Source organism: Paenibacillus sp. p3-SID1389 (genome assembly GCF_025151705.1).
Lineage (GTDB): Bacteria > Bacillota > Bacilli > Paenibacillales > Paenibacillaceae > Fontibacillus > Fontibacillus phoenicis.
In genome coordinates this window covers 164,012-189,393 of sequence record NZ_JALXVO010000001.1, presented here as the reverse complement: position 1 = coordinate 189,393, position 25,382 = coordinate 164,012, and the positions used below count along the sequence as shown (strand labels likewise).

Here is a 25,382-nt window from a genome sequence, read left to right as displayed (position 1 = left end):
AGATCACCGTCCGCTGAGTTTAAATAGTTTCGCTTCCGCCGGTTTCAGGTCAACGACCAACTCACCTGCGGTTTCATGTTCCGTGCCTTCCCACAAATCATCAACCTTGTACAGCACCTTCGGATCGAGACCCGCACGCGCCAGAGATACCGTCTTTCGGGCTCCCCTCGTCCCGTCGAAGTTAAACACCGCCACATACAGCGCATTGCCGCCGGTTGTCTCTGAAGCGAGAGCTTCCAGCACGAATACATCGGCTGCCCGATCACCAAAGCCCCACTCCAACGGGCGGAAGGTTTGCCCCAAACGAGCGACGTCCATCACCGCGCGGTTGCCAAGCCATGCTTTGGCGCGTTCTGCCGCTCCTTCCTTACGGAAGTCGTCGCCAAGCAGCAGCAGCGTTCCGGCGATGACCGACGCCGTCAGCCGGCTGCGCCCTTCGTGCCAGGCTGTCTCTTCCTGATTGAAGCTTTTGTACAGTACCGTATGGTCCGGGTCGTTAAATCGGTACAAGCGGTCATTCATCCACCAGCCATAAGTCAATGAATTCAGCAAATATTCCGTATCCCCGATCTGCCCAAATACATCGCAGGAAATGCGGCGGCTATGGGCAAAAGCGTACGGAAACAGCGGTGCAATTGACAGATTGATAAAAAACGGCCGTCCGACCGCCTCCGGCGACAGCTTCGACGCCAGATAAGATAAGCCGTGGCGGTAAGCAGCGATGCCGGTTGTGATCGAAGGGTCATAATGCTTCCCTTCCAGCGCCCCGTGCGCCATGAAGTCGAGCTTCACGTATTCGAAGCCTTCGCGAATGATCTTCTCCGTAAACCAATCGATCCGCTGCAGCGCCCCCGGATGCGTTGGATCAATCGCCAAACCGCCGGCAATGTCGGCTACGATCTCCCCTTCTGCATCGCGAAGCAGGATCTCGCCGTACGTATACTTGCCGTTTGTGCCCTCCACTTCCCGGCTGAATTGCTCCGGACTGCCCCAGAACGCAAACGGCGTCCAATACGTGCCCGGCTTGTGCCCGTTCTCCCGCACCCGGCGCAGCGCATCCGCCATCTCTTCCGCCGTCAGCCGGTCCCAGAAGGCGTCGAAGTTGATATAGAGCGTCTCCCCGCTCTCAAAGCCCAGCGGCTGCACCTCGCGTTTCAGAAAATCACTAGTTGACGTATACAACTCGTAATCCAGCGTACTCATCGCCGCCGACCAGCTGTTCCAGCCAAACGGCACGCCGCCTTCCCACTTCAGCGGCGGCTCCACCGCCGCGTTAGCACGGCCATATGCCTCCAGCCCCTCGCGGTAATCGTCGTAGTATCCCGCAAACACCAGCGGGGATTCGACCCGCGGCCCGTGCACATACCCGTGCGGCTGCGTATCCCGCGTCATCACGCCCGCTGCCCCGGCATACAGCTCGAACTCGTCCAGCTTGCCAGCCCGTTCGCTTCGGATGCGGATGCCCGTTTTCCAAACATCATGGGACACCGAGCCTGTAACGAAGCCCCGCCGGCTGCCCGGATAAAACAACGCTGCCGCTTCATAGCTTTCCGTCTCCCAAGGCAGCGGCTTCGCGATGTAACGCACCCATTTATCGTTGTCGTAGGGGATGCGCAGGGCATGCAGTTGGTCCTCCCCGTTGCCATCGGCTTTTTCGAAATCCAGCTTGGCGGACTGCAGCACCGCAATGCGGTTTAGCTTCAGCCCCGCCTCCCCTGCCACAACGACCCGAATCAAGAAGAAAGGCTGCTGCTCATAAAGGTAAAAATACTGCTCCAACTTCGGTAACCCCGGTTTTTCATGACGAATCCCCACCTGCAGGCCATACCCAAAAGCATCGTTCAGCTCCTTCGGCTCCCCGATCACTTCATGGTGTTCATACTGACCGGTATGGTATTCCCTCCCCTGCCACCGATACGCGCTGCGAATCTCTTGCCAAACCAGCGCTTCGCGGCAGGTCCAGGCAAAGGTGCCGCCGGCCAGATCAAAGCTTAAGCGGCCAAGCCCGTTATCCAAATGCCTATGCGTATCTGATTCCGCCCAGAAGCGAACTTTTTCCGTGATAGGTCCGTTTATGGTCATTCAACTCCACCCCTTCTCCGCTTATTCGCCCCCATTATAAGGTCGAACCTTGCGGGGTTCTATGCAACGATGTTCCGATTGATAACGGGATATGCCTTTTTTGATTATCGATAATCTCGGAACTCCTGAGGGGTGCAGCCTACCAGCTTCTTGAACAGATAGGTAAAATAAGCGGAAGTCTGGATCCCTACGCGATCCGCCACCTCGTAAACTTTAATGTTCGGGTCGCTCAGCAGTTCCTTGGCCTGCCGGATGCGGGTTTCTTGAACGTATTCGGAAATCGTTTTGCCCATTTCTTTCTTAAACAGCACGCTCAAATAGCTGGCGTTCAAATTAAACTGCTCCCCAAGCTGCTTCACCGTCCAATTGTCCCGCACTCGTTCGTCTATGAACGCGGCTACCTTCCGGATCAAAAGGCGCTGTTGATTCATCCGTTCCCGCGCTTCCACCGCCATGTACCGATCCACGCATTCCATCAGGAATTCGATGATTTGCTCTGTGCTGCTGCAATCCAGCATCCGACGCCAAAGCACGATATTCGTTTCCCGGTCTGCCTCGCTCCCCCGCCGAAGCGTGCGGATCAACTCGCTGAGAAAGCTCATGCCAACGGCCTGCACATAGGAAAAAGAAGGCTGCCCCGACAGGAGATCCACCACCCGGTTCATCGTGTCCCGGACCGCAGCAGCATCTCCCTCCTCCATTTTCCGGATCAGCTCCGGCATCCATTGCTCCCGCAGACGGTAATCGTCAAACGCGCCGGCATCCGGCGTCTCTCCCCGCACAATTTGCCCATCTGCAATCAAGCGGGCCTGGGCGATGCGGAACTTCATCTCCTTGTACAGATCGGGGAGCTCCTCCCAGGTGCTTGCCGCTGGACTGCAGCCAATCGTTACGGTGGAGTGATGCTGCTCCTGCAGAATCACCTGAACGAACCTCAATTGCTTCTCCATCCGCGCTTTGTCCTCCACCGTCGGGTTCATTTGCAAGGCGACCATTTCATCGGGGGACGTTTGCGCCAGCCAAACCGAATTGAACGCGGACAAGGCCACATCAACCGTCTGGCGTAATGCGGCCGACAGCACCACGCGTTCTTCGGCCCGTTGCTTCAGGGACAAGAAGTGATCCAGGCTGAACAGGAACAGGTTGAGTTCGCGAACCCCTACTGGCAGCTTCATCAAGCCGTCCCAAGAGGCTTGCCTATCCTCCCCGGGAACAAGTCCGGCGAGCAGATCACTGAGAACCCGTTCCTGGATCAGACGCTGGCTGCCGGACACTTTTCGCTTCAAATCTTCGGTTTGCTCGGCCAGCCTGCGCATGTTCTCCACCGTTTCCCGCATTGCCGTCAAGCGACTGGATACCTCCTCCAGCTTCAGCGGCTTCAGCACGTACCCTTGCGCGCCGACATGGATGGCATCCTGCACGAACTCAAATTCGTTGTACCCGCTGATCATCAGCACTTGAAGCTGAGGAAGCAGTTCCTTCGCCCGGGCGACCAGCTCGATGCCGTTCATACCAGGCATGGCCACGTCGGAGATCAATACATCGAAGGGCGTTTGCCTAATCGCTTCTAACGCCTCTTCGCCCGACTCTCCTGTCTTCGGCTCCTCATACCCCAGCTCCCGCCACCGGATGTAACGCACCAAGCCCTGAATGTTGGAGGGCTCGTCATCCACGATCAGAACCTTCAGCAAATCCATCTCCTATCCACCCCTTCTTCCGGAGGATCGGCGGCTCGGTACAGGCCGGAAATCGGATCGTCGCCCGCGTCCAGGCTCCCGCTTCGCTCTCCAGCTTAAATGCCGCTGCCTCTCCAAAATATAATGCCAGCCGCTCCCGGATGTTCGCCGTCCCGAACCCGTTACCGCTGCCAAGGTAAGTTCCTGCCTCCAGCGCAGCCAGCCGCTCCGGGGCAATCCCCTGGCCGTTATCGAACACGGTCATCACCATACAGCCAACCTCGCGCTTTACGCTGATCCGAATGACAGCGTCCTGTTGCCTTGTGATCGCCCCATGCGCGTAACAGTTCTCCACGATCGGCTGGAGCAAGGTTTTTAACGTATACAAGGAGCCAGCCTGCTCGTCGATATCCCATTCGATCCGGACCCGCCCTGGATACCGCAGCTGCTGCACCTCCAGATACGCCTTTACATGCTCTAATTCCTCACGGATGGGAATGACGGCAACCTGGTTGTTTAACGTTTGCCTATAAAAGGTGGTCAATGCATCGATAATCCGGACCTGCTCGTCATCTTGCACATCCAGCGCACGCCAACGCAGCAGGCTTAAGGAATTGTAAATAAAGTGCGGATTGATCTGCGCCTGCATCGCCTTAAAGGCTTGCTCTCGTTCCTGCAGGCTTGTTGTTCGGATGTCTTCCACCAGATGGCCAAGCCGCTCCGACATGGAGTTAAACATCAGCTCCAGATCGCCGAGTTCATCCTGTACTTTGTTGCGGATCGTCACGTCAAATTCGCCGCGCGACAGGTCGAACATGCGATGCCCCAGCCGCCGGATGCGCCGAACGACGTTATTCATAATCGTCGTGATCAGAAACATCGACAACGCCAGCAGCAAAACGGCCGTCCCGGCGATCAGCGCCAGCAACGTGATGCTCCGTCCGTCCATATACTTCATCTGCGTTAGAGCGACGACATACCACCCGGAGGTCAGCGGCTCCAGCGTCACGAGCTGCTTGGTCCCGGTCAGGTCATAAACGGCGGCGCCTCCGTCTGCTTGTTTACCTGCCCCTTCGCTCTTTCTGTCATCCGTTCCGCCCTCCTCCAGCCAGCCTTCCGCCAGAATGCGAAGGCCGATCTTATCCTGTTTGGTTGTGGCTAAGATACGCTTTTCCTCATCCACGATGTACAAGCTGCCGCCATCGGCAAAAGGATGTTTCAGCAAATTGCCAAACACGACGTTGTAGTCCAGCAAAATATAGACCATGCCCAGCGGCTCCCCGGCGCTGTTCAAAATTTTGCTCGTCAGCACGATCCGGCCCGGTGCGTCCGGTGCCGTGCTCCAGAGCAGCAGCGTAGAGGAGGCCATCGTCTTCTCGTACCAGCTTCGTTCGTCCAAACCGGACAGAAGCCGCTGCTGCGGCCGCCACAAGAGCCGACCGTCCTCCACCAAAGTCGAGTTGGTATGATAGATGCGAAAATCCACGATCCCAGGCAAATATTTGCTCGTCAACATAAAATTGCGATCCAGATAGTCGACGGTGTCGATGATCTGCGTCATATCCGCATATTCCCGCCCCAGCCGGGCAATGAGCTCGCTGTCGGTCGCCGTGCGGATCGCCAGCAAGTCGTAGCTTTTCTTGCTATAGTCAATGTTGATCGCCGTTTGTTTGATCGATTCGTCGACGGTCGCCACGTAATTTTCGTGAAAGCTGCGCACGACGATGCCCATCGTGACCCCGCCGAGAATCAGGCTGGGCACCAGCAAAATCAAGCCGTACATGATAAAAATTTTCCTGCGGAGGTTCATCCCCCGGGTGAAGCGGATCACACGGTTTTCTAGCCATGCTCTCACGTCAGCTGCACTCCTTCCCCTCGGATGATGAGTGGACTTTTACACACGTCGGGATTCGCATCGCGTTCCACAAGCAAAAACAGGGCTGACCCCGATCCATCCATCGATCGGGGCAACCTTGTTTCTGGCGCAGGGGGCCACTTTACCCGTTCTGCATTTCAACATTCAGCTGTTCATACCATTCGGTCTTCAGCTCGCTCCAGTGGGCGCGTTTCTCTAGCGCCGCCTGGAATTCGTTCCAGGCCTCCTCGAAGGCCGCTTCGTCCTTGGCCATGATCAGCTTGGCTTTGTATTCCGTTTTGACGGCGTCCAGCTCCGGCAAATATTTCTCCCACAGGCCGCCCGCCTTCGCTTTGACCCGGTCATACGGCTGCGCGACGCGGATCGTGCCCATTTTGCCGATTTTCTCGGTGAAATCGATCGTTTTGAGCCGGCCTTTCGGCTCGGTCAAATTGTAGTTCCACCACGGGTACCATTCGTTGCTGTAGGACGAGGTCATATAGAGTTCGGGCGTGGTGCTGACCTTCTTCGCCTGATCTCCCGAGTCGTGCAGCTTTTGGTATTCCGCGTTCGTGTATTCCCATTTGCCGAGCGGACCGTCAACCCAGTCCCAGAACACGCCGGCCGGACCTTCGTTGACCACCTGCTGTTGTTCCGGCTTCGGCTGCAGCGTGTAATCAAAAAACTTGAGGATCGCCTCCAGGTTTTTCGTTTTTTTGCTGATGTAGACGTCATTTCCCGGGTACGGATTAATGATCTGGTTATAACCCGGCTTGCTAACGCCCTCAACCTGCGGGTACGGAATCGTCTCATAATACCAGGCCGGCTCCGTCGGACCGTCAAGGATTTCCCACAACTGAGCGTCCATATTAAAGAAACCGCCGGCGTTCATCGCAATACGTCCGGTTTTGTTTTTCTCCTTGTAGCGCTCCTTCTTGTCGGTCATCACTTCATGATCCAGCAAGCCCTCGCGGTACATCTTGTTCATCCATTGATAAGCCGCCTTATATTGCGGGTCGTCGTAGATGAAGACGTAGTCGTCACCCTTCTTCTCTACGGGGATGACACCGCCGGCCGTCGCCGTAGTCACGCCGAAAGTGCTCACAATGACGTTCTCGTCGCTGGCCTCGGACAGGAAGCTGAGCGGGATCAGCTTGTTGCCGTTGGCATCTTTTTGCTCAGCGGCCAGCCTTAAGTATTTTTCCACGCCGTCCAGCGTCTTTAGATCATCCATCGTCATTCCGACCTTCTCCAGGACGTCGGTACGTACGAACCAGCCTCCGGAGGCCCAACCCGGCCAGGGATCGTCCGGATTCTGGTCAAACCAGGTTGGAATCGACCAAATATGGCCTTCCGCATCCTTCATGGGCTCTAAATATTCCTTCGGGATGGAAGCCAACCCCGGGTACTTGTCAGGCATATCGAAGTATTGCTCCAGCGGCAGAATCGTATTGGAGCGAATCATGGCGTTATCAACGATGTCACTGCGGCCAAAGATCGCTGCATCCTCAAAGCCGCCTGTGTTCAGCTTCAGATTTAGCGCCGTCATGGCATCGCCTTGAGTGGATTCCAGTTGGAGATCGATAAACGGCTCATGCTCGCGCCAGTAATTTTGCACCATGCTGTTGTTGTTGATCATCGCCGTCCAGCCGAGCCACAGCTTAAAGGATGCGACGCCGCCGCCGTCTGTTCCTGCATTTCCTCCATCCGCGCTGCCCGTTGCTGCCCCTTCACTTCCCCCTCCGCCGCCGGAACAAGCCGATATGGCGAGCATGAACGCTGCGAGTGCAGCGGCCATCCATTTTCGGGTCCAAGATTTTCGTGAATTCAAATTCGTTTCCCCCTTCGTTTATGATTCAACATGCTTCTGCCGGTCCGTGGTGTTCTATGAGATCACATCACCCCTTGACGGAGCCGATGAGCACTCCCTTGACGAAATATTTCTGCAAAAACGGATAGACGCAAAGGATCGGAATTGCGCTAACCATCACCGTTGCCATCTTGATCGACATCAGCGTCACATTGGACAGCTGGGTGCCGCGGGCAAGCGCTTCGATATTGTTGTTCGAGCCCAGCACGGTCGACATGTCTTGCGCCGACAACAGCTGCTGCAGGAAGGTTTGCACCGGGATCAGATTCTGGTCCGTGACGAAAAAAGCCCCGGCAAACCAGTCGTTCCAATGCCCGACGGCCGTAAATAAGGCAAGCGCGGCTAACATCGGCTTCGACAGCGGCAGGATGATCGACAGCAGTACGCGGACCGGGTTGGCCCCGTCAATCTCGGCGGATTCCACAAGCGCCACAGGAATTCCTTGAATGAACTTCAGCATAACGAACATGTTCCAGGCTGAGAACGCCCCGGGAACGATATACACCCAAAACGTGTTCAGCAAATGAAGCTCGTTGAGCTGAATGTAAAACGGGATTAATCCGCCGCTGAACAGCATCGTAATCAGCACGTAAGTCAGCAGAGCGCTTCGAAACGGCATCCGCTCGTAAGAGAGTCCAAATGCGGCGAGCAACGTCACAACCAAACCGGCCAGCGTGCCGACAATGGTTCGGGCTACCGTGATCAAGTAGGCATGCCGTATAACGACGTTGCCCAATACGATCTCGTAATTGGCCCAAGTGAACTGCCGTGGCCACAAATACACCCCGCCTTTGGCTGCGTCACTACCAACGTTTAGCGAAATCGACAGCATATACATGAAGGGATAGATGACCGAGGCGCAGAGAAGCAGCATCAGGAAAATGATGACGCCCTGGCTGATTTTATCGCTTGTGGAAGTTTGCATCGTTTACCACAGCCCCTCTCCGTTGGCTTTCCGAGACAACTGATTCGCGCTGAGCACCAGGAGCAAGCTAAGCAATGAGGATAACATCCCAACGGCGGTCGCCATTCCAAAATACCCCTGCTGCAAGCCGCTTCTTAAAATATACGTATCCAGCACGTCCGCAACCGGCTGATTGGCCGGGTTCATCAGCGGATAAATTTGATCCATCCCGACAGCGATCAAGCTTGGCATGCTGAGGATCAGCACGATCGAAATGGTGGGCATCATGCCCGGCAATGTAATGTGACGCATCTGCGCCCATTTGCCGGCGCCCTCCACCTTGGCCGCTTCATACAGCTGCGGATCGATGGTCGTGATGGCGGCCAGGTACAGAATCGTGTTCCAGCCGACTTCCTTCCACAGGCTGCTGGCGACAATCATTGGACGGAACCACTCCGTGGATCCAAGGAAGAACACCGGGTCGCCGCCCAGATTCACGATCAGTTGGTTCACCAGCCCGCCGTCCAGCGTCAGGAAGGATTGCAAAATGTACGCAACGACGATCCAGGAGAAAAAATGCGGCAAATAGCTGACCGATTGGACGAAGCGCTTGAACCCGTTGTGCCGCAGCTCGTTGATCAGCAGCGCCAATAGGATCGGCGCCGGAAATCCGAACACGAATTTCAGAACGGCGATGTACACCGTGTTCCGCACCACCAGCCAAAATTGATCGTCCCGTAAAAAGGCAAAATTCTCGAAGCCCACCCAAGGACTGTTCCACATCGTTGTGCCGATTTGGAAATCCCGAAACGCCACCTGGATGCCCACCATAGGCACGTAACTGAACAGGAACAGCAGGACGACGGCGGGCAGCACCATGACGTATTGCCAGCGGTATTTTGCAAGTTTGGAAAGCATCGGATCACCTCTTGGGGATCATTATAAGGCCGCCATGTAAGCGGAACCATACAACAACGGTTGGATTTCTGTCGTTCTGATTGGAAGTTGATAGAACATTAGAGATACCGTGCAAACAAAAAACAAGCGGCGGAGGACCTTCATCCCCCGCCGCTCGTGTCACGGCCGTCTTATTTCCACAATTCCATACGTTCTTGATACTTCTTGTTATACACTTCTTCCAGTTTCGATAAGCCTGCAGCCTCTACTTGCTTCATCATGGTGTTGTACAAGGTTACCACGTCTTGCTCGCTAGGAGCCAGGGCCATCTTCAGGAAGTACTCGTTAATCGTCTCGTTGACCTTCGTCTCCATAATCGCTTCCGGTGTACCGCCGTCCGGGCCAAGGCTGTCATAAGGCGCCGTATCAAACGACGTATCCGCGAGGTTCTTGATCGCCAGGTCCGTCGTCGGATCGCTCATCCCGCGGCCGATCAGGTCATACGGCGTGCCGTCGGAGCCTGGTCCGTTCTTGATCGTCCAGGTCCATTTGCGGATCCCGGTCGTGCGGGAAGCTTCCGCCCAATCCTTCTTGAAGGCGTCCAGCACTTCTTGACGCGGCACGTGCTTGCCGTCCTTCATGTCCCAATGCACGCCTTCCACGCCCCACATCATCAAATACTGCCCTTCCTCGCTGGCAAGGAAATCCAAGAACTTGATCGTACGGACCGGATCCTTGTTCGTCTTGGTGATGGAGATACCGTCCCAACCCAACGAGCTCTTCGGCCCATACGTCGTTTGGTCCGGTCCAATCCCCGGTGCCAGCACCTTATATTGATAGAACTGTCTTTCCTCCGCCTTAGCTGGGTCCGGAGCATCCGCCTTCAGCAAACCGTTCGCTCCGCCCACGTTCCAGCTGGCATCCGCCGTAGCAAATACGTTCCCCGCCGCCAGCTTCTGCTCATACTGCTTCGTCTTCATCGTCACCCACTCTTTGTCGAGCAGACCTTGGCGATACAAGGAGTTCATAAATTTCATCATTTCCAAATACCGCGGATCGCGGATATCCTTCAGCAGCTTGCCGTCCTTCTCGTAATACGGCATAATGCCATACATTCCTTTGAACGTACCGGTAACTCCACTCATGTTGTCGCCATTTAACGTCATCGGAATGGTTTCCTTGCCGTCAATCGTTGGGTACTTCTCCTTAAACGCCTTTAACAGGTTCTCGAACTCTTCGGCTGTAAACGGCTCGCCGTTGTTCACCTTATCCCCAACGCCCAGCTCCTTCATCAAGTCCATCCGCATCAGGAAGCCAAACACCGGGTACTGCTCCAGGCCGTACCAGTTGGCCAGATAGTAGTTCTTCCCGTCCGCACTGCGCGTTTTCTTCAGCGTATCCCCGTACATTTTCTTGATGTTCGGTCCGTATTTCTCGATCAGATCGTCCAGCGGGATCACGGCTCCCGAGGAGATATACTTGTTCATGATGTCGCTTCCGCGGCTCATTAGCACGATGTCCGGCAAATCGTTACTTGCCAGCATCAGGTTCAGCTTCTCCGCTGGATTCCCGGTGGGCTGCTGGATTTCTACGGTCACGCCGGTTTTTTCTGTAATCGCTTTCGCCACAGGGTTCGTAAACGGATCCCCGGTGTTCTGGTCAAACAACGTCAACGTGATCGGCGACTTATCATCTGCCGCCTCTCCGTTTGTCCCTCCGTTCGCCGCAGGAGAATTTCCTCCCGCCGACGGGGCGTTCCCGGACCCGCAGCCAGCGAGCAGGGCAAGGATCATCATAGAGGATACCATGAATAGCAGCTTCTTCTTCATTTGCGTAAACCCCTCTCTTGTACATTTGCGCTTGGACCTCAAGCTCAACTCAATTGTAAAAAGCGCCCCCATGTATATCCATAACGCAATGTTACTATTCATAATGGAAAACGACTTTCATCGGCTCCCCTCAGTTTGAGCCCCTGCTATAGCTCGTTATCACCCCGTATTCAGCCGCGTTTCCAGCTCGGACGCGTTCGGATTCAGCGGCAGGCGGATCGTCACATTCGTCCCGATGCCAAGCCGGCTGAAGATTTCCACCCCATATCGTTCCCCGTAAGCCAGTTTGATTCGGTCGTCGACATTTTTGATACCATAGCCGGATTGATTGCTTGATTTATTAAACGCCTCCTCCAGCCGCTGGCGGGTCATGCCCTGTCCGTCGTCGATAACCTGCAGCAACAGATCCTCTCCTTCCGCCTTGAGCTTGACGATAATGTTGATGCCGGTCTCACTCCAGATCGCGTGATTGATGCAGTTCTCGATAAATGGCTGCAATATCAACTTGATCACCGTCCGGTTAAACAACGACTCGTCCAAATCGTAGTGCATATGCAGCATCCCGCGGAACCGGATGGCCTGGATGGAAACGTAGTTTTTGACTAACTGGATTTCCTGTTCCAGCAACACCACCCGTTTGCCCTTGTTCAGCGAGATTCGATAATACTTCGATAAATGGTTAACCATCTGATAGACCTGCATGCTGCCTTCCTTCAAAGCCAGCGAGGAGATCGAGGACAACGTATTGTATAGAAAATGCGGATTGATCTGCGCCTGCAGCGTCGTCAGCTCCGAATCCTTTACGGCGATTTCCTTAACGTATACCTCATTAATCAGTTCCTGAATACGCGCCGCCATCTTCTGGAACGCGTACGACAGCTGCCCGATCTCATCGTTTCCCATCGGCATGCGTTGAACCTGGAAATTCCCCCGCTCCACCTTGCGAATTTGCTGCAGCAGCCCCTCAATCCGTTTCGTGATCACCTTCGCCGTCACGAAAATGAGCAGGGCGGCAACCGCGATCACAGTGACCGAAATCCAGACAATCCGTTTAGTCGCTTTATTCGTATTGGCGAGCAGTTCGTCATAAGGGACGGTAATTACCGTCGTCCATCCGTTGCGTAGCTTTTTGTAGGTAAAAAACAACTCCTGTCCGCCAATCCGCTTATCAAATTTCCCGCTGGACAACGTTAAATCCGCTTGAATGGGATAAAGGTCAAACAGCTGATTCCCCTTCATCGCCGCATCACCGGAGCTGATCACGCGGCCGGTCTCGTCGATGATGTAGACGCTCTTATTAACGTTCTCTTTTTCGATCAGGGAATAGATTTCCTTGTCGTCGATATTGATCGTTAGAATGCCGTAAGGGTGCGACAAGCTAAAGTAACTGAGCGAACGGGCCAGCGTGACGTAGGACGTGCCGGTTTGCGGATCTTCGATATGGGTGTAAACCGGACTCCCGGCCGCATTCAGCGCTTGCTGCTTCACCGTTTCCGGCAGCTCCTCGGTATATCGGATGTACTGCTTATCGGAATACAACGTCTTGTTATCGATGTAAATGGTGATGCCCTGAATATTCGCGTTGGAAATCATCATGGAGGACATCGTCCGATTGATGTAGCGGAACGCATCGAGATAATAATAGGCCTGTTCGTAATCGTTGGACAAAAAGTTCCGCAGCTGCGCATCCATATACAAAATATTGGTCAGCTGCTCATAATACCCCAGCCGGTTTTCAAGGTTCGTATTGATCTGATTGAGCGTCCCGCTTAACGAAGCGTACGTCTGCTCCGTAATCGTGTTCCGCGTGGAGGTATAGGAATAATAAATCAGCACGGAGCACGGGATAAAAGACACGAGAAGGAAAATAATAAACAGCTTGTTGCGCAGCCGAAGATTGGCGAACCAATGATGCCTGAACAAGGACAACCGCCGAGCGATCGGGTTCATTCCTTCCGTCCCTTTAAAGATTTTTTCGATATTCATTTGGCGTGACTCCTTGGTTTTTCACGAATAAGGAAATGAAATAGGACGTGCTCTCGTAACCGATTTTCTGGGCGATATCCTGTACCTTCAGCGATGGATCCGCCAGCATCTCCTTCGCTTTCTCCAGGCGGATGCGAGTCAGATAGTCGTGAATCGTCATCCCGGTTTTGTCCCGGAAGATCGAGCGCAGATAGTTCGGCGACAAATACACTTGGCTGGACAAGCTTTGAATGGTGATCGGCTCATGATACGTATTATCGATGATCTGGCAGACCTGATGCACCAGCTTGGCGTTCTTGTCCGTGGCCCGCTCCATCAGCAGCTCCAAATAATGCGCTGCCGCCCGCCAAATCGCCGCTTCGATCTCCTGCAGCGTCTGACAATCGTAAACCGATTGATACAGGGCGGCACGTTTGACCGGTTCGGCCTGGCCGTTTAAGCTCGGACTGTGAATCTGTTCCTCCAAGCGGTCCAGCAGGTCGATCGCCCACTCGTACACAAGCGATTTATCGATCCGCAGCTGGCGAACGTTTATGAGATAATCATGCAACATCGCTTCCGCCTCTTCGCTGCGCAGCTGCTGCAGCGCCTCCAGCCACGCCTGCTCCGGGAAGGGCGGCAGCGTGCCGTAGCGGTATCCCGGTTTGACGTCACCTGCGACCAAAATCTGCCCCGGCCCAAGGAAAAAACGCTCGTCTCGCAAGCTGCGCACCCGTTCATACAGTTGGGCGATGCCGGCCGGTTCGACCGCTTCGTTGCCGATGGCGAGCGTGACTGACAGCCCCAACAATCCCCGGACCGTCTGCTGCAGCGTCCCCCACTGCTCTCGCGTCATGGCGGGCTGGCTTCCGCTTTCGGGTTCAGCCGCGATAAAGATCGCCAGCTCCCCTTCCTGCAGCACAGCAACCACCGCGTCCTTACGGACGGCGTGGAAATATTCCTCCGTCACCTCGGGCAGACGGGAGATCGCGGCTTCCAACGAACCCGCCTCCCCTGTGCCGTCGGGCTCTCCGCCGTTGATGCCGCTTGCGCTGCGGTCCGCGCTGCAAAGCGCCAGCGAATAGGAAGGGCCGGAGGCTCCTCCCCGTTCCAGCTTGTGAAGCTCGGCGGTGAGCTGCTCCTGCCGAACCGGTGATTTTTCGTGGAGTAGCTCTTTCAACAACTTGGCTTTCGTCATCTGAACCGATTTATATTTTAAACGTACCTCTTCGCACTTTTGCTTCACCCGCGCCATTACTCCGGAGATTTCCTCCAGATCCAGCGGCTTAAGCAAATAACCGACCGCTCCGACGTGCAAGGCCGATTTCACATAACTAAACTCGTCATGACCGGTCAGAAATACAATCTGCATCCAGTCATACTGCTCCCTGACCCACCTTGCCAACTCCAGGCCATCCATGAAGGGCATCTGGACGTCTGTCAGCACAATGTCAGGCTGAATGGCTTGGATCTTCTCTTGGGCATCCTTCCCGTTGATGCCGACGCCGGCGACGTATATCCCCATCTCCTCCCAACGGATGAAGTCCCGCATCATCTCCAATTCCAATTGCTCGTCGTCCACCAGAAAAATGCTGTACATGCCGCAAGCCCCCTTCGGTTGTCTTTCTATGCCTGATCACCGTCCTGGGAGGACGGTCCTTTCAACTTACGACTTCCTGCGTCCACTTTAATTATAGCGCTTACATCTTCGGGAGCTGAATCCTCCTTTCGCATGAAAGTTATTTTCAAGCATGATTCGATGTTTTGCTTTATCGACACGGATTTTTCGGGGGTCTTATAATTTTTTTAAGCCATAGGCTGGACGTCCTGACTTGAACTTGAACTAGAAAACCAATGCGAGGTGCCGCTATGCAAACCGACTTGAAGCTACGTGAAGGCACGGACCTGAACCTCCCGCGCCGGAAAGTTTGGCCCGTCTTCAAACAACAAAAATACCTGTTCCTCTTGATGCTGCCGGCGCTCATCTGGGCGATCCTGTTCGCCTATGCTCCAATGGCCGGATTGTATATGTCGTTCGTGAACTACCAGCCCACGCTCGGCCGTTTCTGGTACAGTCTGTTCCACAGCGAATTCGTGGGATTGCAGTGGTTTCGTTATTTTTTTAATAACGGCGATTTCCTGATCATCCTGCGCAACACGTTGGCTTCGACGTTGATTACACTCCTGTTCTCGTTTCCGATGCCAATCCTGATCGCACTGGCCATTAACGAAATCAAAAACGTCCAATTCAAAAAAATCGTGCAAACGTCCTCCTATTTGCCGTATTTCATCTCCTGGGTTATCGCGGCCAACATTATCGTTACGCTGCTGTCCTCGGATGGTGCGGTGAACGCGTTGCTGAAGTTTCTCCATATTACCAATGAGAGCATCCTGTTCCTGCAAAACGGCAAGTACTTCTGGTGGATTGTCGCCTTGGGCAATACGTGGAAGGATATGGGCTACAGCTCGATCATGTATTTGGCGGCGATCTCTTCCATCAACCCGGAATTGTACGAAGCGGCCAAGGTGGATGGGGCCAACCGGTTTAAGCAAATCCGTTATATCACGTTCCCGCATCTAAAGCCGACGATCGTCATCCTGCTGATTCTGGCCATGGGCGGCATTCTGAACGCCGGGTTCGACCAGCACTTCCTGCTCGGGAACGATTTGACGAAGGATTACTCCGACGTGCTCTCAACCTACTCGTTCCGCTACGGGATCCAGAACGGGATGTTCTCTTACGCTTCCGCTGTCGGCATGTTCAGCTCGGTGGTCGCCTTTATCATCGTGGTGATCGTCAACCAAATCGCGAAAAAAATCAACGGCCAGTCCTTATTCTAAACCTGGCATGGAGGGAACTGCATGAAAAATCAAAAAACGATGACCGAGCATCTGTTTGATGCGGCCTTGTACCTGTTCCTGACGTGCATCTTTCTCGTCACGTTTTATCCGTTCTGGAACATCCTGATCATCTCGCTGAACGATGCGACGGACTCGCTGCGCGGCAACCTGTATTTCTGGCCGCGAGAGTTTACGACAGCCAGCTATATTACCATCTTCCGCAACCCGGAAATCTGGAGTGCGCTGCAGGTGACGGCGCTGCGGACAGTGATCGGGACCGCGGTGTCGATTATCTGTATCTCCATGCTGGCTTACTCCTTAAGCAAACGGTATTTGCTCGGCTGGAAGTATTTTTCGTTCTTCTTTGTGTTTACGATGTATTTCGGGGGCGGCTTGATTCCAACGTATATGGTGATCAAGGCGTTGGGGTTAATTGACTCGTTCTGGGTGTTTATTTTCCCGGGGCTGATCGGAGTGTTTCTGATGATCCTCGTTCGCACCTTCATCGAGCAGTTGCCCGGCGAAATCGAGGAATCGGCCAAAATCGACGGCGCCAACGATTTGCAGGTTTTCGTCCGCATCGTTCTTCCGCTGTGTGTACCGGTGCTGGCGACGATTGGCTTGTTCCTGGCCATCGGCCACTGGAATGCTTGGTACGATTCCTATATTTACACGTATAAACCGGAGCTTAAGACGCTGCAGGCCGTTCTGGTCAAGATCCTTAACCAATTCCAGACCGGCGCGATGATGACCGATGCCCAGCAGCTGGCGCAAAACGCCAAGCGCATCCCGGTCTCCAGCGAAAGCATTCGGATGGCGGTCACGATGGTGGCGACGCTGCCGATCATCATGGTGTACCCGTTCGTGCAAAAATATTTCGTCAAAGGGATCATGATGGGCGCGATCAAAAGCTAACAATTAAGAAACCCGTCGCGGCGATTGCCGGACGGGTTCTGTGTTTGTGGTTAGCTCTTGTTTAGGCTGATCTGCGCTTAGCCAAGGGCGTGCTCCTGCCGGATCAATTCCAGTAAAGCGCGGCAGCCCTGCTGCACCAGGCCGTAGACCTCTTCGAAATTCCCGGTGTAATACGGATCGGGAACTTCCTTTAGCTGCGATTCCGGCACCAGATCCAAGAGTTTCACGATCCGGGCATTGGTCTTGCGGGCCAACGCCTTCAAATCACGTTCGTTCTGGTTATCCATCGCAATGATATAGTCAAACTTGGCAAAATCGTCCTGCGCCACCTGCCGCGCTTTCAGCCCTTCATAGGAAATGCCGTACTGATCCAAAATGCGGCGCGTGCCGTGATGCGGCGGATTGCCTGTATGCCAGTTGCCGGTTCCCGCCGAATCGATCACAAACCGTTCGCTGAATCCAGCTTCGTTCACCAGATGCCGAAAGACGGCTTCCGCCATGGGCGAACGGCAAATGTTCCCCAGGCATACAAACAACACTCCCACTTTGCGCTTCTCGTTTTCCATGGTTCTCCTTCTTCCTTCCTGTCACCTATCTGCTCAACACTCTCTCTTAGCAGATAGTACTATAGGTTAAGCCGGAGAACAACCATAGCTCAGTCGAAGCTTCAGCCTTTGCGCACCACCGGAATCCAGATTTCACTTCGATAGTTGGGCAGGGAGGTGTCCGGGCTCTCGTTCCATAGGAGCTCCGGTCCTTCGGCCAGCTCGTAATGAGCGGACGGGAACCACTCGGAATAAATCCGTCCCCAAACGTTCTGCAGCGCATCCGGGAATGGGCCGACGGCAGTGAACACCGCCCATGTCGAAGCGGCCACCGCAAGCGATGCATAGCCGTCCGGGCAAACCTGCGTTGTCGCCACGCCAAGATAATGGTCCAGCTCCCCCTGCTCCTCCATGCGCCCTTCCGAGAAATTAATCGACGCGCTGATGATCCCGGCCGGTTCGAGATTGGACAACCCCTTCAGCTGAGCGATCTTCTCCGGGGTTAACTGCTGCGCCATTTCTGCGATATGCGGATTTACTCCGTGAAATTGAACCGGCACCCGAAAGCAGCCAGCGTTAATCGGCGGCGGCGGATGTATTCCGTCAGCGAAATCCCGGCCAGGAACGAAAACATCCGTTTAAAATGGTACTCCGAACAAACGGCGATCCGGGCGACTTCCCCATAATCGATCTCCTCCGTCAAATTCCGCTCGATGTAGTTTAGCGCTTCGTTCATATTTTTTAGCACATCCATCGTTTGCACCTCCTCTGGTTCCCATCATACTAGGAGTTCTCCTGCCCCTTCCGACTTTCCGCGCACCAACTTTGCAGGGAGTCTGGACTGGCCGGCGAAATGAGTTTGGTATCAGTATATCGGATCAGGGAGTAGTCACCAAATAAGAAAAACGTCTATCGACGTACATTCAAAGTAGACAGACCGCGTTTAGCGGAAGTTTTTCTTGCGATATCAGGATGCCAATCCCCGTAGTTTATACTTTCTGATATCTTCAAAAAACAGGGGAAAGGCCCCACGGCCTTCCCCCTCTGCTTTTCCGTATGACTTATGGCGTTTCCCCTGTCAAACTTTCGACCGTTGGGCCCAGCTCCTCGTCCACCCAATCTGCGGATGTATATAACGTGAAGATCAGGTCCCGATTCGTTTCCGCGGACCAGGTTAACCCTCCGTCCGTGGACAGCTTGGCTTCCCCGCCCGCATAAGGGTTCTCGTCGCTGTAGGCAAATCCGTAGTTGTTGTCCGTACTTGGCGTATAGTCCGAACCGGGCGATTTTAGGATCAAACCATAGGTTTTGCTCGTATCCAGTCCCTTTAACTGTGGGTAAATCGAATAAGGCGAGATCGAGCCCGGGATGTTGTACGCCGGAAGCGAAGCCGTAAACAGCTTCTCCGCCGGTTGACCCTGTTGGTCCAACACGACCAGCTCGAAATAATAAGCGTCCTTTGGCACCTCATTCCGATAGCTCTCGTAAATGTAAACATCCAGTTTAGGCAAATCCGTATGCTCTAACGTGAAGGTCTGCATCCGCTGAATTCCCGCCCGCACGTCGGAGTAATAATCATACCGGATATCACTGTCGTCCTGATCGATGCGGCTGCCGCTCACCCCAGGAACATAGTAGGCTTCCAGTTCGTAGATCGAAGGCACCCCGTAGTTCGTATTCAGGTAAAGTCTCAGCTTGGTGGTGGTAACCTCTGGGAACGTCAGCGTCCGGTTATCGCCTAGCGTAAATCCTTTTGTAATGTTCCGGTAAGCCGAACCGTCCCAATATTGGAGCGTATAGTTGGCCGTTTTGAAATACGGATCCCGGAACTCCTTCACGACAACCTGATTGACCTTCGTTGCTGTGCCAAAATCAATTTCCGCCCATTGGTCGTTCAGCTGCCCATCCGCAGCGTTCCAGCGCGTTGTAAGATCGCCGTCGGTCAGCTTATCGGCCTCGTAGCCGGGATCGCCCCAGATCGAGGAGACGTTGACTGGCTTGCCTAACGCCAAATTCGTTGGCAGCGGGTCCGCAGGCTCCGGTTTTCCCGAACCCGCGATTTGAATAACGGCCGAGCCCTTCGCTTCCAGCGAGTACGTTAACGTGCCCTGCACCGTGCCCAGCGACCGCCCGCTGTACAGCTCGGTCAACCGGTATTTTTTGTTGGGTTTGAGGCCGAGATCAACCAAATCAACCTGGATGTCCTGCGCCTGGTTGGTCCAATTGGATAACCCGACCACGCGGTTGTCCTTCCCTTCCGACAGCACGGTGACCGCAGGGGAATGCGCCTCATGATGGTAAAAATCGGTCATCTGCAGCGGTTTGGCGGCCTGCCCTTTTTTCACCAGATCCAGCAGTTCCTCGTTATGCAGCCAAGCCAACCGATCCTCGTCGATAAAAGGCAGATTGTCGCCGATCAGATAATGCCCTCCGCCCAGCGTCACCGCCGTGTTCAGCAGCTTCGCGTCCTGCTGGCTGAACTTGTACCAGAACCCTTGGATCACGTACTGCGGAATGATCATATCCGGATCGTTGTATTCGTAGAGCGTTCCGTTCGTCCACCAGGAAGCCGCAGTATTAAACGCCTGCCGCTCAATGCCGGAGTAGCTCGCTACGCCAAGCGACGTGTCGCAAGCCGTCCGACGGCCATGGGCAAACGCAGCCGGCAGCAGCGGGGCAATCGACTCGTTGATGTAAATCGGGCGGTCCGCCGCCAGTACGGCGTCGCGAATAATGCCCATCCCGATTCGGTAGTTTTGCATTCCGTTCACCGAAGGATCGTAATGTTGTCCCTCGTACATCCCCATATCGATAAAATCCAGCTTAATGTAATCGTAGCCCCAGCGGATATAATCGTCGATATTCCGCTTCACAATCTGCTGAGCTACCGGATGGCTGAGGTCCAGCGCGTACGTGTTCAGATAGGTTTTGATCAAGTTCCCCTGCTCGTCCTTCAGGCAGATGTCACGATGGGTTAATCCCGTCCCCTCGATCGGCAGGTCGATCCACTCCTCATAAATCGTAAACGGCGTCGAATATCCGCCCGCTTTCAGCCCTTTGGCATGCACATAGTCGATGAACTTGGTGATCGATTGTTCAAAAGGCAGGCCGCTTTCCGGTTGAAAACCGCCGTCCAGATTAAAATAATTATATCCCAGCGGCTTCAAATGCTCTGCCACGTAGTCGACCATCGCATACATAGCCTCCGCGGTGGCATAACGGTCATGCGAGTAGAACGTATTGTAACCCATCGGTACGTCGCCGTCCCACTCCATATGAGGCTCTCCGAGGTTATAAACGGTGCCGTATTCCTCAAGGCCATGTTGATAATCGTCGTAATACCCGAGGAAAAACAGATCCGAAGACACCGTCGTACCGCTATGACTCCCACCCCAGTTATACAGGGAAAATGCGGTCAGCGGCCCGTTAGGAAGCTCCGCTTCGCCGAGCTTTTGGCTGCTTTTCCAATTCTGGACGGTCGCCGCCCCGCCAACAAAGCCGTGCTTGTTCTCGTTGTCAAACACCGCTGCAACCCAATGGCTGATCCCGTTGAAGTCGTCCCAGGTCAGCTGCTCGCCAGCAAAACGGTCGGCTCCGTTTTGGCTTTTCCCGAAATCGTCCACCGGCGCAACCCCGAAATCGAAGTTGTTGGAATACGGCGTCGTAAAAATTTTCTTCGCATTGCCCGCCCCGATCTCGATCCGCTGTGCGGCAATTGGGGTCAGCTCCTCCACGTTTAGACCGTCCGCCCGCTGCATCTGCATGTCGGTCAACACGTACGAAACCTTCGGGTACAAGTAAAAGTTCAAATCGATTTGCTCACCGCTTGCCAGCTGGCTGTGAATCGTCAGCTTGCGGCCGTTTTTGCCGTACTTGTCCGGTTTCAGCTTGCTCCACTCCGCCGTGCTTTCCACCGCCTCCTGGGTTGAACGCGTTTCGCCGCCTTTCTCGCGAAAGCTTGACTCGAACTGCTGCACGACCGATTGTCCGTTCCACGACAAGCTGCCGATTCCTTCCGCTAAATCGTAAACCAGCGAAACCCTTCCGTTTGACGCCTGCACGATGTTGCCGTTTCGGGCATAAGCCCCGGCTTCTTCCTCCGCCTGTACGGCTTGCGCGGATCCCAAGGGTCCGGAGAAAGCCAATGCACCGACGAACAGCAGGATGAATGCGTGCGCCATTTTCCTTGTCCGTAAACGTCTTCTCACCTTTACGCCTCCTTCAATCGTGAAATGGTGGAACTTCGGTTTGCGATGCCAGAACTGGATGTTTTTTCTACCCCCATTCTAAAAACCCCCCTGTCCCGCAGCTATACCGCAATGTAATGATTCATGCAGGAAAACGCCTTACATCCAAGGTGAGCATAAAAAAGGCCCGCCCCCTGCGCATCAAAGCGCGGAGAGCGGGCGGTTAAGTTCAGTTGGATTCAACACGGAGCAGATTACCGCGTGCAGGCGCGGTACGCGGTCGGCGAAATCCCGGCATGACTTTTAAACTGGCGGGAGAAATGCGCCAGCTGCATGCCCAACCGGTCGGCGATGTCCGCGATGCTGTCGTCCGTATAGGTCAACAGCCGTTTGGCCTCCTCCATCCGTTTGCGCTGCACGTAATGCATCGGGGTGACTCCCATGATTTTTTTAAAATAGGGAATAAAATAGTTCGGATGCAAATGCACCAGGTCGGCCAACGTCTCGATTTCGATCGGCTCGTGCAGATGCTCCTGGATATATCTCAACACACCGTTCAGCTTGTTCCGTTCCGTAAACTGCATATAGTCCTTCAAATAATCGTGGTAGCCGCCTTCCTCCAGACAGCAGGCCAGCAGATTCAGCAGACAAGCCTGCATGCGTAACCCGGCAAAGGGTCCCCCGGACTGAAACTGACGGATCAGCTCCTCGAAGGTCGCTCGGACGTCCTCGGGATTGCCGGCATCGCTGATGTACAGCTTGCTCCTCGCATGAAACAGCGGCCATTCCCCCACCTGAGCGTCGAAATGGCAGAAATACCGGGTATAGGGATTTTCCGGATTCGTAAACGTCGTTTGACTGCTCCCCGCCGGCATGATCATCAGCTGACCCGGCCGGGGATAATACGTCTCCCCGTTGATGATGACCGCCCCTTCCCCCTCCGCGATAAAATACAGCCGATTAAAGCTGGGGGCCAGCTCCGTCCGGTTCCATCCGGGAAAGCCGCTTCTCAGCTGTGCATGCGTCACGGTGACGGTTAAGCTCTCGGGCAAACGCCCGGCAAGTTGGTCCATCTCATTCATCGGCTTCTTCACCCTTCCCTATGTCTCGCTGTAAACCTTTTCATACCGAAAGATTCTTATCCCATTGTATCAGTCTTATTTATCGAATACACCTTAATTTTGTGCAAAACCGTCTTAATTCGTGCCATTCTCAACCCTTCCGATTCAAGCTAAGCTAAGAGCGACAGGACTATATAGAAGCTGACAGGACGTTCATATCAATTATGGTACTACTTATATAGGAGGCAGGGAGCGATTATATGGACAAAGTACGTTTCGCCATCATCGGGATTGGCAATATGGGAACGTCACACGCATTAAACCTCAGCAGCGGCGAGATCCGGGGCGCGGAGCTGACCGCCGTATGCGACACGAACCCCGACCGCTTGAAGTGGGCGAAGGAGCGTCTGCCGGAGACGGTGCTGACTTTTGATACCCCGGAAGCGTTGTTTGCTTCGGGCGCGATGGATGCGGTGCTGGTCGCCACGCCGCACTATGATCATCCGACGCTGGCGGTGCAAGCTTTTGAGAGCGGTTACCATGTGCTGGTAGAGAAGCCAGCCGGCGTGTTCACCAAAGCGGTTCGCGAGATGAATGAAGCGGCGGCGAAGTCCGGGAAGCAGTTCGGCATCATGTACAATCAGCGGACGAATCCGCTGTACGCCAAGCTGCGCGACCTTGTGTTGTCCGGGGAGCTGGGGAGGATCCGCCGCACGAATTGGATCATCACGAACTGGTACCGCTCGCAAAGCTACTACGACTCCGGCGGTTGGCGCGCCACTTGGGCCGGAGAAGGCGGCGGCGTGCTGCTGAACCAGGACCCGCACCAGCTCGACCTATGGCAGTGGACGACCGGGATGATGCCCAAGCGGGTGCGCGCGTTTTGCCACTTTGGCAAATACCGCAACATCGAGGTCGAGGACGACGTGACCGCCTACGTGGAATACGAAAACGGCGCCACCGGGCTGTTCGTCACCACGACTGGCGAAGCGCCGGGCACGAACCGTTTCGAGTTGACCGGCGACAACGGCAAAATCGTCGTGGAAGACGGCAAGCTCACGTTCTGGCGGCTGCGCGTGCCCGAGCCGAAGTTTAACGCGGAGTATACCGGTGGCTTTGGACAGCCGGAATGCTGGAGATGCGAAATCCCGGTGAGCGGCGGCGACGGCCCGCAGCATAAAGGGATTTTGCAAAACTTCACGAACGCGTTGCTGCACGGCGAGAAACTGCTCGCCCCCGGCGAGGAAGGCATCCTCGGCCTGACGCTCTCCAACGCCATGCACCTGTCCGCCTGGACCGACGACTGGGTGGAACTGCCGCTGAACGAGGAGCTGTTCTATGCCAAGCTGCAGGAGAAGATCCGCACCTCCTCGTTCCGCAAGGAAGCCGACAGCGGCAAGGTGCTGGACGTGTCGGGTACGCATTAAAGCGGTGCGGGAGCGCGATGGGCGTGACGGGTGCGCAGTGAAGTGGCGCTAGAGCGTGCGATGGGACGTGGCTGGCACGCACTCTGCGGCACAGAAGCGCCATGGGACGTGGCCGGCACGCACTCTAGCGGCACAGGAGCGCCATGGGACGTGGCCGGCACGCACTCTAGCGGCGGGTGACCTGCCCACAGGCTGCCTTCCGAGCAAATAGCGGACTTTTTTTCCTCTATTTGCTCCAAATCAGCCCGTTGAGCCGAAATAAGGGTAAATTTGGGCCTTATTTTCCGGAAACACGCAAGTTTCGCCCGCTTCGCACGCTTCCCATTCAAAATAAGGACAAAAAAGTCCCTTATTTCTCCGCATCCGCTCAAACCTTGCAAAATAAGGCCATTTTTTACCTTTATTGAGAATTGAGCCGTTAGTCTAGCACACGAGTAAGCATTAAGGATTTCAAAGAGGAGCGATAGCCCATGAAATTGTCCGTATTTACCGTATCCACCCCGGATTTGACGCCGGAGGAGTTGGTGCAGGCCGCTCGCGAAGCCGGGCTCCACGGCGTGGAGTGGCGTTTCAAGGAAGTTCCCGCCGAAGTCGCTGGTGAAAAACCATCGTACTGGCGCAACAATCTGTGCTCGATCGACCCGTCTTCCTCTGAAGAGCAGCTGCTCCGCTTCAAACGCATCACCGAAGCCGAAGGGCTTGAGGTCGCCAGCATCACGCCTTATTTGAACTCGCTGGATCTGGAGGAAACGGAGCACGTATTCTCCGTCGCCCGCCTGCTCGGCGCCAAAATGATCCGCGTCGGCGCGGCCGGATATGACGGCACCACCCCCTATCCTGAGCTGTACGACAAAACGGTGCGCTATCTGAAGGAAGCAGAGCGCCTGGCCAAGCAATACGGCGTCAAAGGGGTCGTGGAAACGCATCATCTGACGATCGCGCCCAGCGCCAGCCTGGCCCATCGGCTCGTCAGCCACTGCGATCCCGATCAGATCGGCGTCCTGTACGATCCGGGCAACATGGTGCACGAAGGGTATGAGCAATTCAAAATGGGACTTGAGCTGCTGGGCCCCTATCTCGCACATGTCCACGTCAAAAACGCCGCCTGGTCGCAGACCGGTACGCGCGAGGATGGCACCGCAGCCTGGCGCTGCGAGTGGTCGCCTCTGGCGGACGGCGTGATCGATTACAGCCGCCTGCTCCGGGACCTGAAATCCGTCGGCTACGACGGCTACCTGGGGATCGAGGATTTCAGCGGCCACTACGGCTCGAAAGAAATGCTCCGCCAATTTGCCGAGTTTATCCACGAAAGGATGTAAGGCGATACG

At 54.9% G+C, this 25,382-nt stretch carries 17 protein-coding genes and 1 pseudogene; 5 read left to right on the top strand and 13 right to left on the bottom strand.

Features of this window, described 5'->3' with window-relative positions:
* Nucleotides 1-3: 3 nt before the first annotated feature.
* The 9 genes from M3G15_RS00785 to M3G15_RS00745 all read right to left on the bottom strand — a co-directional run bounded on the left by M3G15_RS00785 (nt 4) and on the right by M3G15_RS00745 (nt 14,678).
* Nucleotides 4-2,082: an alpha-galactosidase gene (locus M3G15_RS00785; RefSeq protein WP_260069792.1), complete on the bottom strand. Its 2,079-nt coding sequence runs from the start codon at nt 2,080-2,082 to the stop codon at nt 4-6.
* Between the two features lie 104 nt (nt 2,083-2,186).
* Entirely contained in the window at nt 2,187-3,779 is a 1,593-nt protein-coding gene (locus M3G15_RS00780; RefSeq protein WP_260069791.1) for a response regulator, read from the bottom strand.
* The gene (locus M3G15_RS00775; RefSeq protein WP_260069790.1) at nt 3,748-5,613 is read right to left on the bottom strand and encodes a sensor histidine kinase; all 1,866 of its coding nucleotides are present in this window, start codon (nt 5,611-5,613) and stop codon (nt 3,748-3,750) included. Before M3G15_RS00775 ends, M3G15_RS00780 begins: the two co-directional genes overlap by 32 nt.
* Nucleotides 5,614-5,755: 142 nt before the next feature.
* Nucleotides 5,756-7,444, bottom strand: a complete 1,689-nt coding sequence (locus tag M3G15_RS00770) for a type 2 periplasmic-binding domain-containing protein (RefSeq protein ID WP_260069789.1) — start codon at nt 7,442-7,444, stop codon at nt 5,756-5,758.
* A 67-nt stretch (nt 7,445-7,511) separates the two neighbouring features.
* Nucleotides 7,512-8,408, bottom strand: a complete 897-nt coding sequence (locus M3G15_RS00765; protein ID WP_260069788.1) for a carbohydrate ABC transporter permease — start codon at nt 8,406-8,408, stop codon at nt 7,512-7,514.
* A 3-nt stretch (nt 8,409-8,411) separates the two neighbouring features.
* The gene (locus M3G15_RS00760; protein WP_260069787.1) at nt 8,412-9,305 is read right to left on the bottom strand and encodes an ABC transporter permease; all 894 of its coding nucleotides are present in this window, start codon (nt 9,303-9,305) and stop codon (nt 8,412-8,414) included.
* 170 nt (nt 9,306-9,475) lie between these two features.
* Nucleotides 9,476-11,113: an ABC transporter substrate-binding protein gene (locus tag M3G15_RS00755; protein ID WP_036644921.1), complete on the bottom strand. Its 1,638-nt coding sequence runs from the start codon at nt 11,111-11,113 to the stop codon at nt 9,476-9,478.
* Between the two features lie 159 nt (nt 11,114-11,272).
* Entirely contained in the window at nt 11,273-13,099 is a 1,827-nt protein-coding gene (locus M3G15_RS00750) for a sensor histidine kinase (RefSeq protein WP_260069786.1), read from the bottom strand.
* The gene (locus tag M3G15_RS00745; RefSeq protein WP_260069785.1) at nt 13,077-14,678 is read right to left on the bottom strand and encodes a response regulator transcription factor; all 1,602 of its coding nucleotides are present in this window, start codon (nt 14,676-14,678) and stop codon (nt 13,077-13,079) included. Before M3G15_RS00745 ends, M3G15_RS00750 begins: the two co-directional genes overlap by 23 nt.
* A 269-nt stretch (nt 14,679-14,947) precedes the next feature.
* On the opposite strand from M3G15_RS00745, the gene M3G15_RS00740 reads away from it, so the two are divergent.
* Nucleotides 14,948-15,919: an ABC transporter permease gene (locus tag M3G15_RS00740; RefSeq protein ID WP_009224679.1), complete on the top strand. Its 972-nt coding sequence runs from the start codon at nt 14,948-14,950 to the stop codon at nt 15,917-15,919.
* Nucleotides 15,920-15,940: 21 nt separating this feature from the next.
* Complete coding sequence (locus M3G15_RS00735; protein ID WP_009224678.1) at nt 15,941-16,834, top strand: carbohydrate ABC transporter permease; 894 nt, start codon at nt 15,941-15,943, stop codon at nt 16,832-16,834.
* A 77-nt stretch (nt 16,835-16,911) separates the two neighbouring features.
* On the opposite strand, the gene M3G15_RS00730 is transcribed toward M3G15_RS00735, so the two are convergent.
* The 4 genes and pseudogenes from M3G15_RS00730 to M3G15_RS00715 all read right to left on the bottom strand — a co-directional run bounded on the left by M3G15_RS00730 (nt 16,912) and on the right by M3G15_RS00715 (nt 22,648).
* Entirely contained in the window at nt 16,912-17,400 is a 489-nt protein-coding gene (locus M3G15_RS00730; RefSeq protein ID WP_009224677.1) for a low molecular weight protein-tyrosine-phosphatase, read from the bottom strand.
* Nucleotides 17,401-17,501: 101 nt separating this feature from the next.
* Nucleotides 17,502-18,133, bottom strand: a pseudogene (locus M3G15_RS00725) (GyrI-like domain-containing protein).
* 307 nt (nt 18,134-18,440) lie between these two features.
* Complete coding sequence (locus tag M3G15_RS00720; protein WP_260069784.1) at nt 18,441-21,587, bottom strand: discoidin domain-containing protein; 3,147 nt, start codon at nt 21,585-21,587, stop codon at nt 18,441-18,443.
* Nucleotides 21,588-21,820: 233 nt separating this feature from the next.
* Nucleotides 21,821-22,648: an AraC family transcriptional regulator gene (locus M3G15_RS00715; RefSeq protein WP_260069783.1), complete on the bottom strand. Its 828-nt coding sequence runs from the start codon at nt 22,646-22,648 to the stop codon at nt 21,821-21,823.
* A 239-nt stretch (nt 22,649-22,887) separates the two neighbouring features.
* Between M3G15_RS00715 and M3G15_RS00710 the strand changes: the two genes are divergently transcribed.
* The 3 genes from M3G15_RS00710 to M3G15_RS00700 all read left to right on the top strand — a co-directional run bounded on the left by M3G15_RS00710 (nt 22,888) and on the right by M3G15_RS00700 (nt 25,373).
* Nucleotides 22,888-24,054, top strand: a complete 1,167-nt coding sequence (locus M3G15_RS00710) for a Gfo/Idh/MocA family protein (RefSeq protein ID WP_260069782.1) — start codon at nt 22,888-22,890, stop codon at nt 24,052-24,054.
* A gap of 42 nt (nt 24,055-24,096) precedes the next feature.
* Nucleotides 24,097-24,234 (top strand): hypothetical protein, encoded by a 138-nt coding sequence (locus tag M3G15_RS00705; protein ID WP_260069781.1) that lies wholly within the window; start codon nt 24,097-24,099, stop codon nt 24,232-24,234.
* Between the two features lie 290 nt (nt 24,235-24,524).
* Nucleotides 24,525-25,373: a sugar phosphate isomerase/epimerase family protein gene (locus tag M3G15_RS00700; protein WP_009224672.1), complete on the top strand. Its 849-nt coding sequence runs from the start codon at nt 24,525-24,527 to the stop codon at nt 25,371-25,373.
* The last annotated feature ends 9 nt before the right edge of the window (nt 25,374-25,382 follow it).

What these genes read in the sequence shown, in the direction of transcription:
- M3G15_RS00755 (WP_036644921.1), bottom strand. Translation starts at nt 11,113, where the DNA reads ATGAAGAAGAAGCTGCTATTCATGGTATCCTCTATGATGATCCTTGCC.
- M3G15_RS00730 (WP_009224677.1), bottom strand. Translation starts at nt 17,400, where the DNA reads ATGGAAAACGAGAAGCGCAAAGTGGGAGTGTTGTTTGTATGCCTGGGG.
- M3G15_RS00785 (WP_260069792.1), bottom strand. Translation starts at nt 2,082, where the DNA reads ATGACCATAAACGGACCTATCACGGAAAAAGTTCGCTTCTGGGCGGAA.
- M3G15_RS00765 (WP_260069788.1), bottom strand. Translation starts at nt 8,408, where the DNA reads ATGCAAACTTCCACAAGCGATAAAATCAGCCAGGGCGTCATCATTTTC.
- M3G15_RS00780 (WP_260069791.1), bottom strand. Translation starts at nt 3,779, where the DNA reads ATGGATTTGCTGAAGGTTCTGATCGTGGATGACGAGCCCTCCAACATT.
- M3G15_RS00735 (WP_009224678.1), top strand. Translation starts at nt 15,941, where the DNA reads ATGAAAAATCAAAAAACGATGACCGAGCATCTGTTTGATGCGGCCTTG.
- M3G15_RS00715 (WP_260069783.1), bottom strand. Translation starts at nt 22,648, where the DNA reads ATGAATGAGATGGACCAACTTGCCGGGCGTTTGCCCGAGAGCTTAACC.
- M3G15_RS00700 (WP_009224672.1), top strand. Translation starts at nt 24,525, where the DNA reads ATGAAATTGTCCGTATTTACCGTATCCACCCCGGATTTGACGCCGGAG.
- M3G15_RS00750 (WP_260069786.1), bottom strand. Translation starts at nt 13,099, where the DNA reads ATGAATATCGAAAAAATCTTTAAAGGGACGGAAGGAATGAACCCGATC.
- M3G15_RS00740 (WP_009224679.1), top strand. Translation starts at nt 14,948, where the DNA reads ATGCAAACCGACTTGAAGCTACGTGAAGGCACGGACCTGAACCTCCCG.
- M3G15_RS00710 (WP_260069782.1), top strand. Translation starts at nt 22,888, where the DNA reads ATGGACAAAGTACGTTTCGCCATCATCGGGATTGGCAATATGGGAACG.
- M3G15_RS00760 (WP_260069787.1), bottom strand. Translation starts at nt 9,305, where the DNA reads ATGCTTTCCAAACTTGCAAAATACCGCTGGCAATACGTCATGGTGCTG.
- M3G15_RS00745 (WP_260069785.1), bottom strand. Translation starts at nt 14,678, where the DNA reads ATGTACAGCATTTTTCTGGTGGACGACGAGCAATTGGAATTGGAGATG.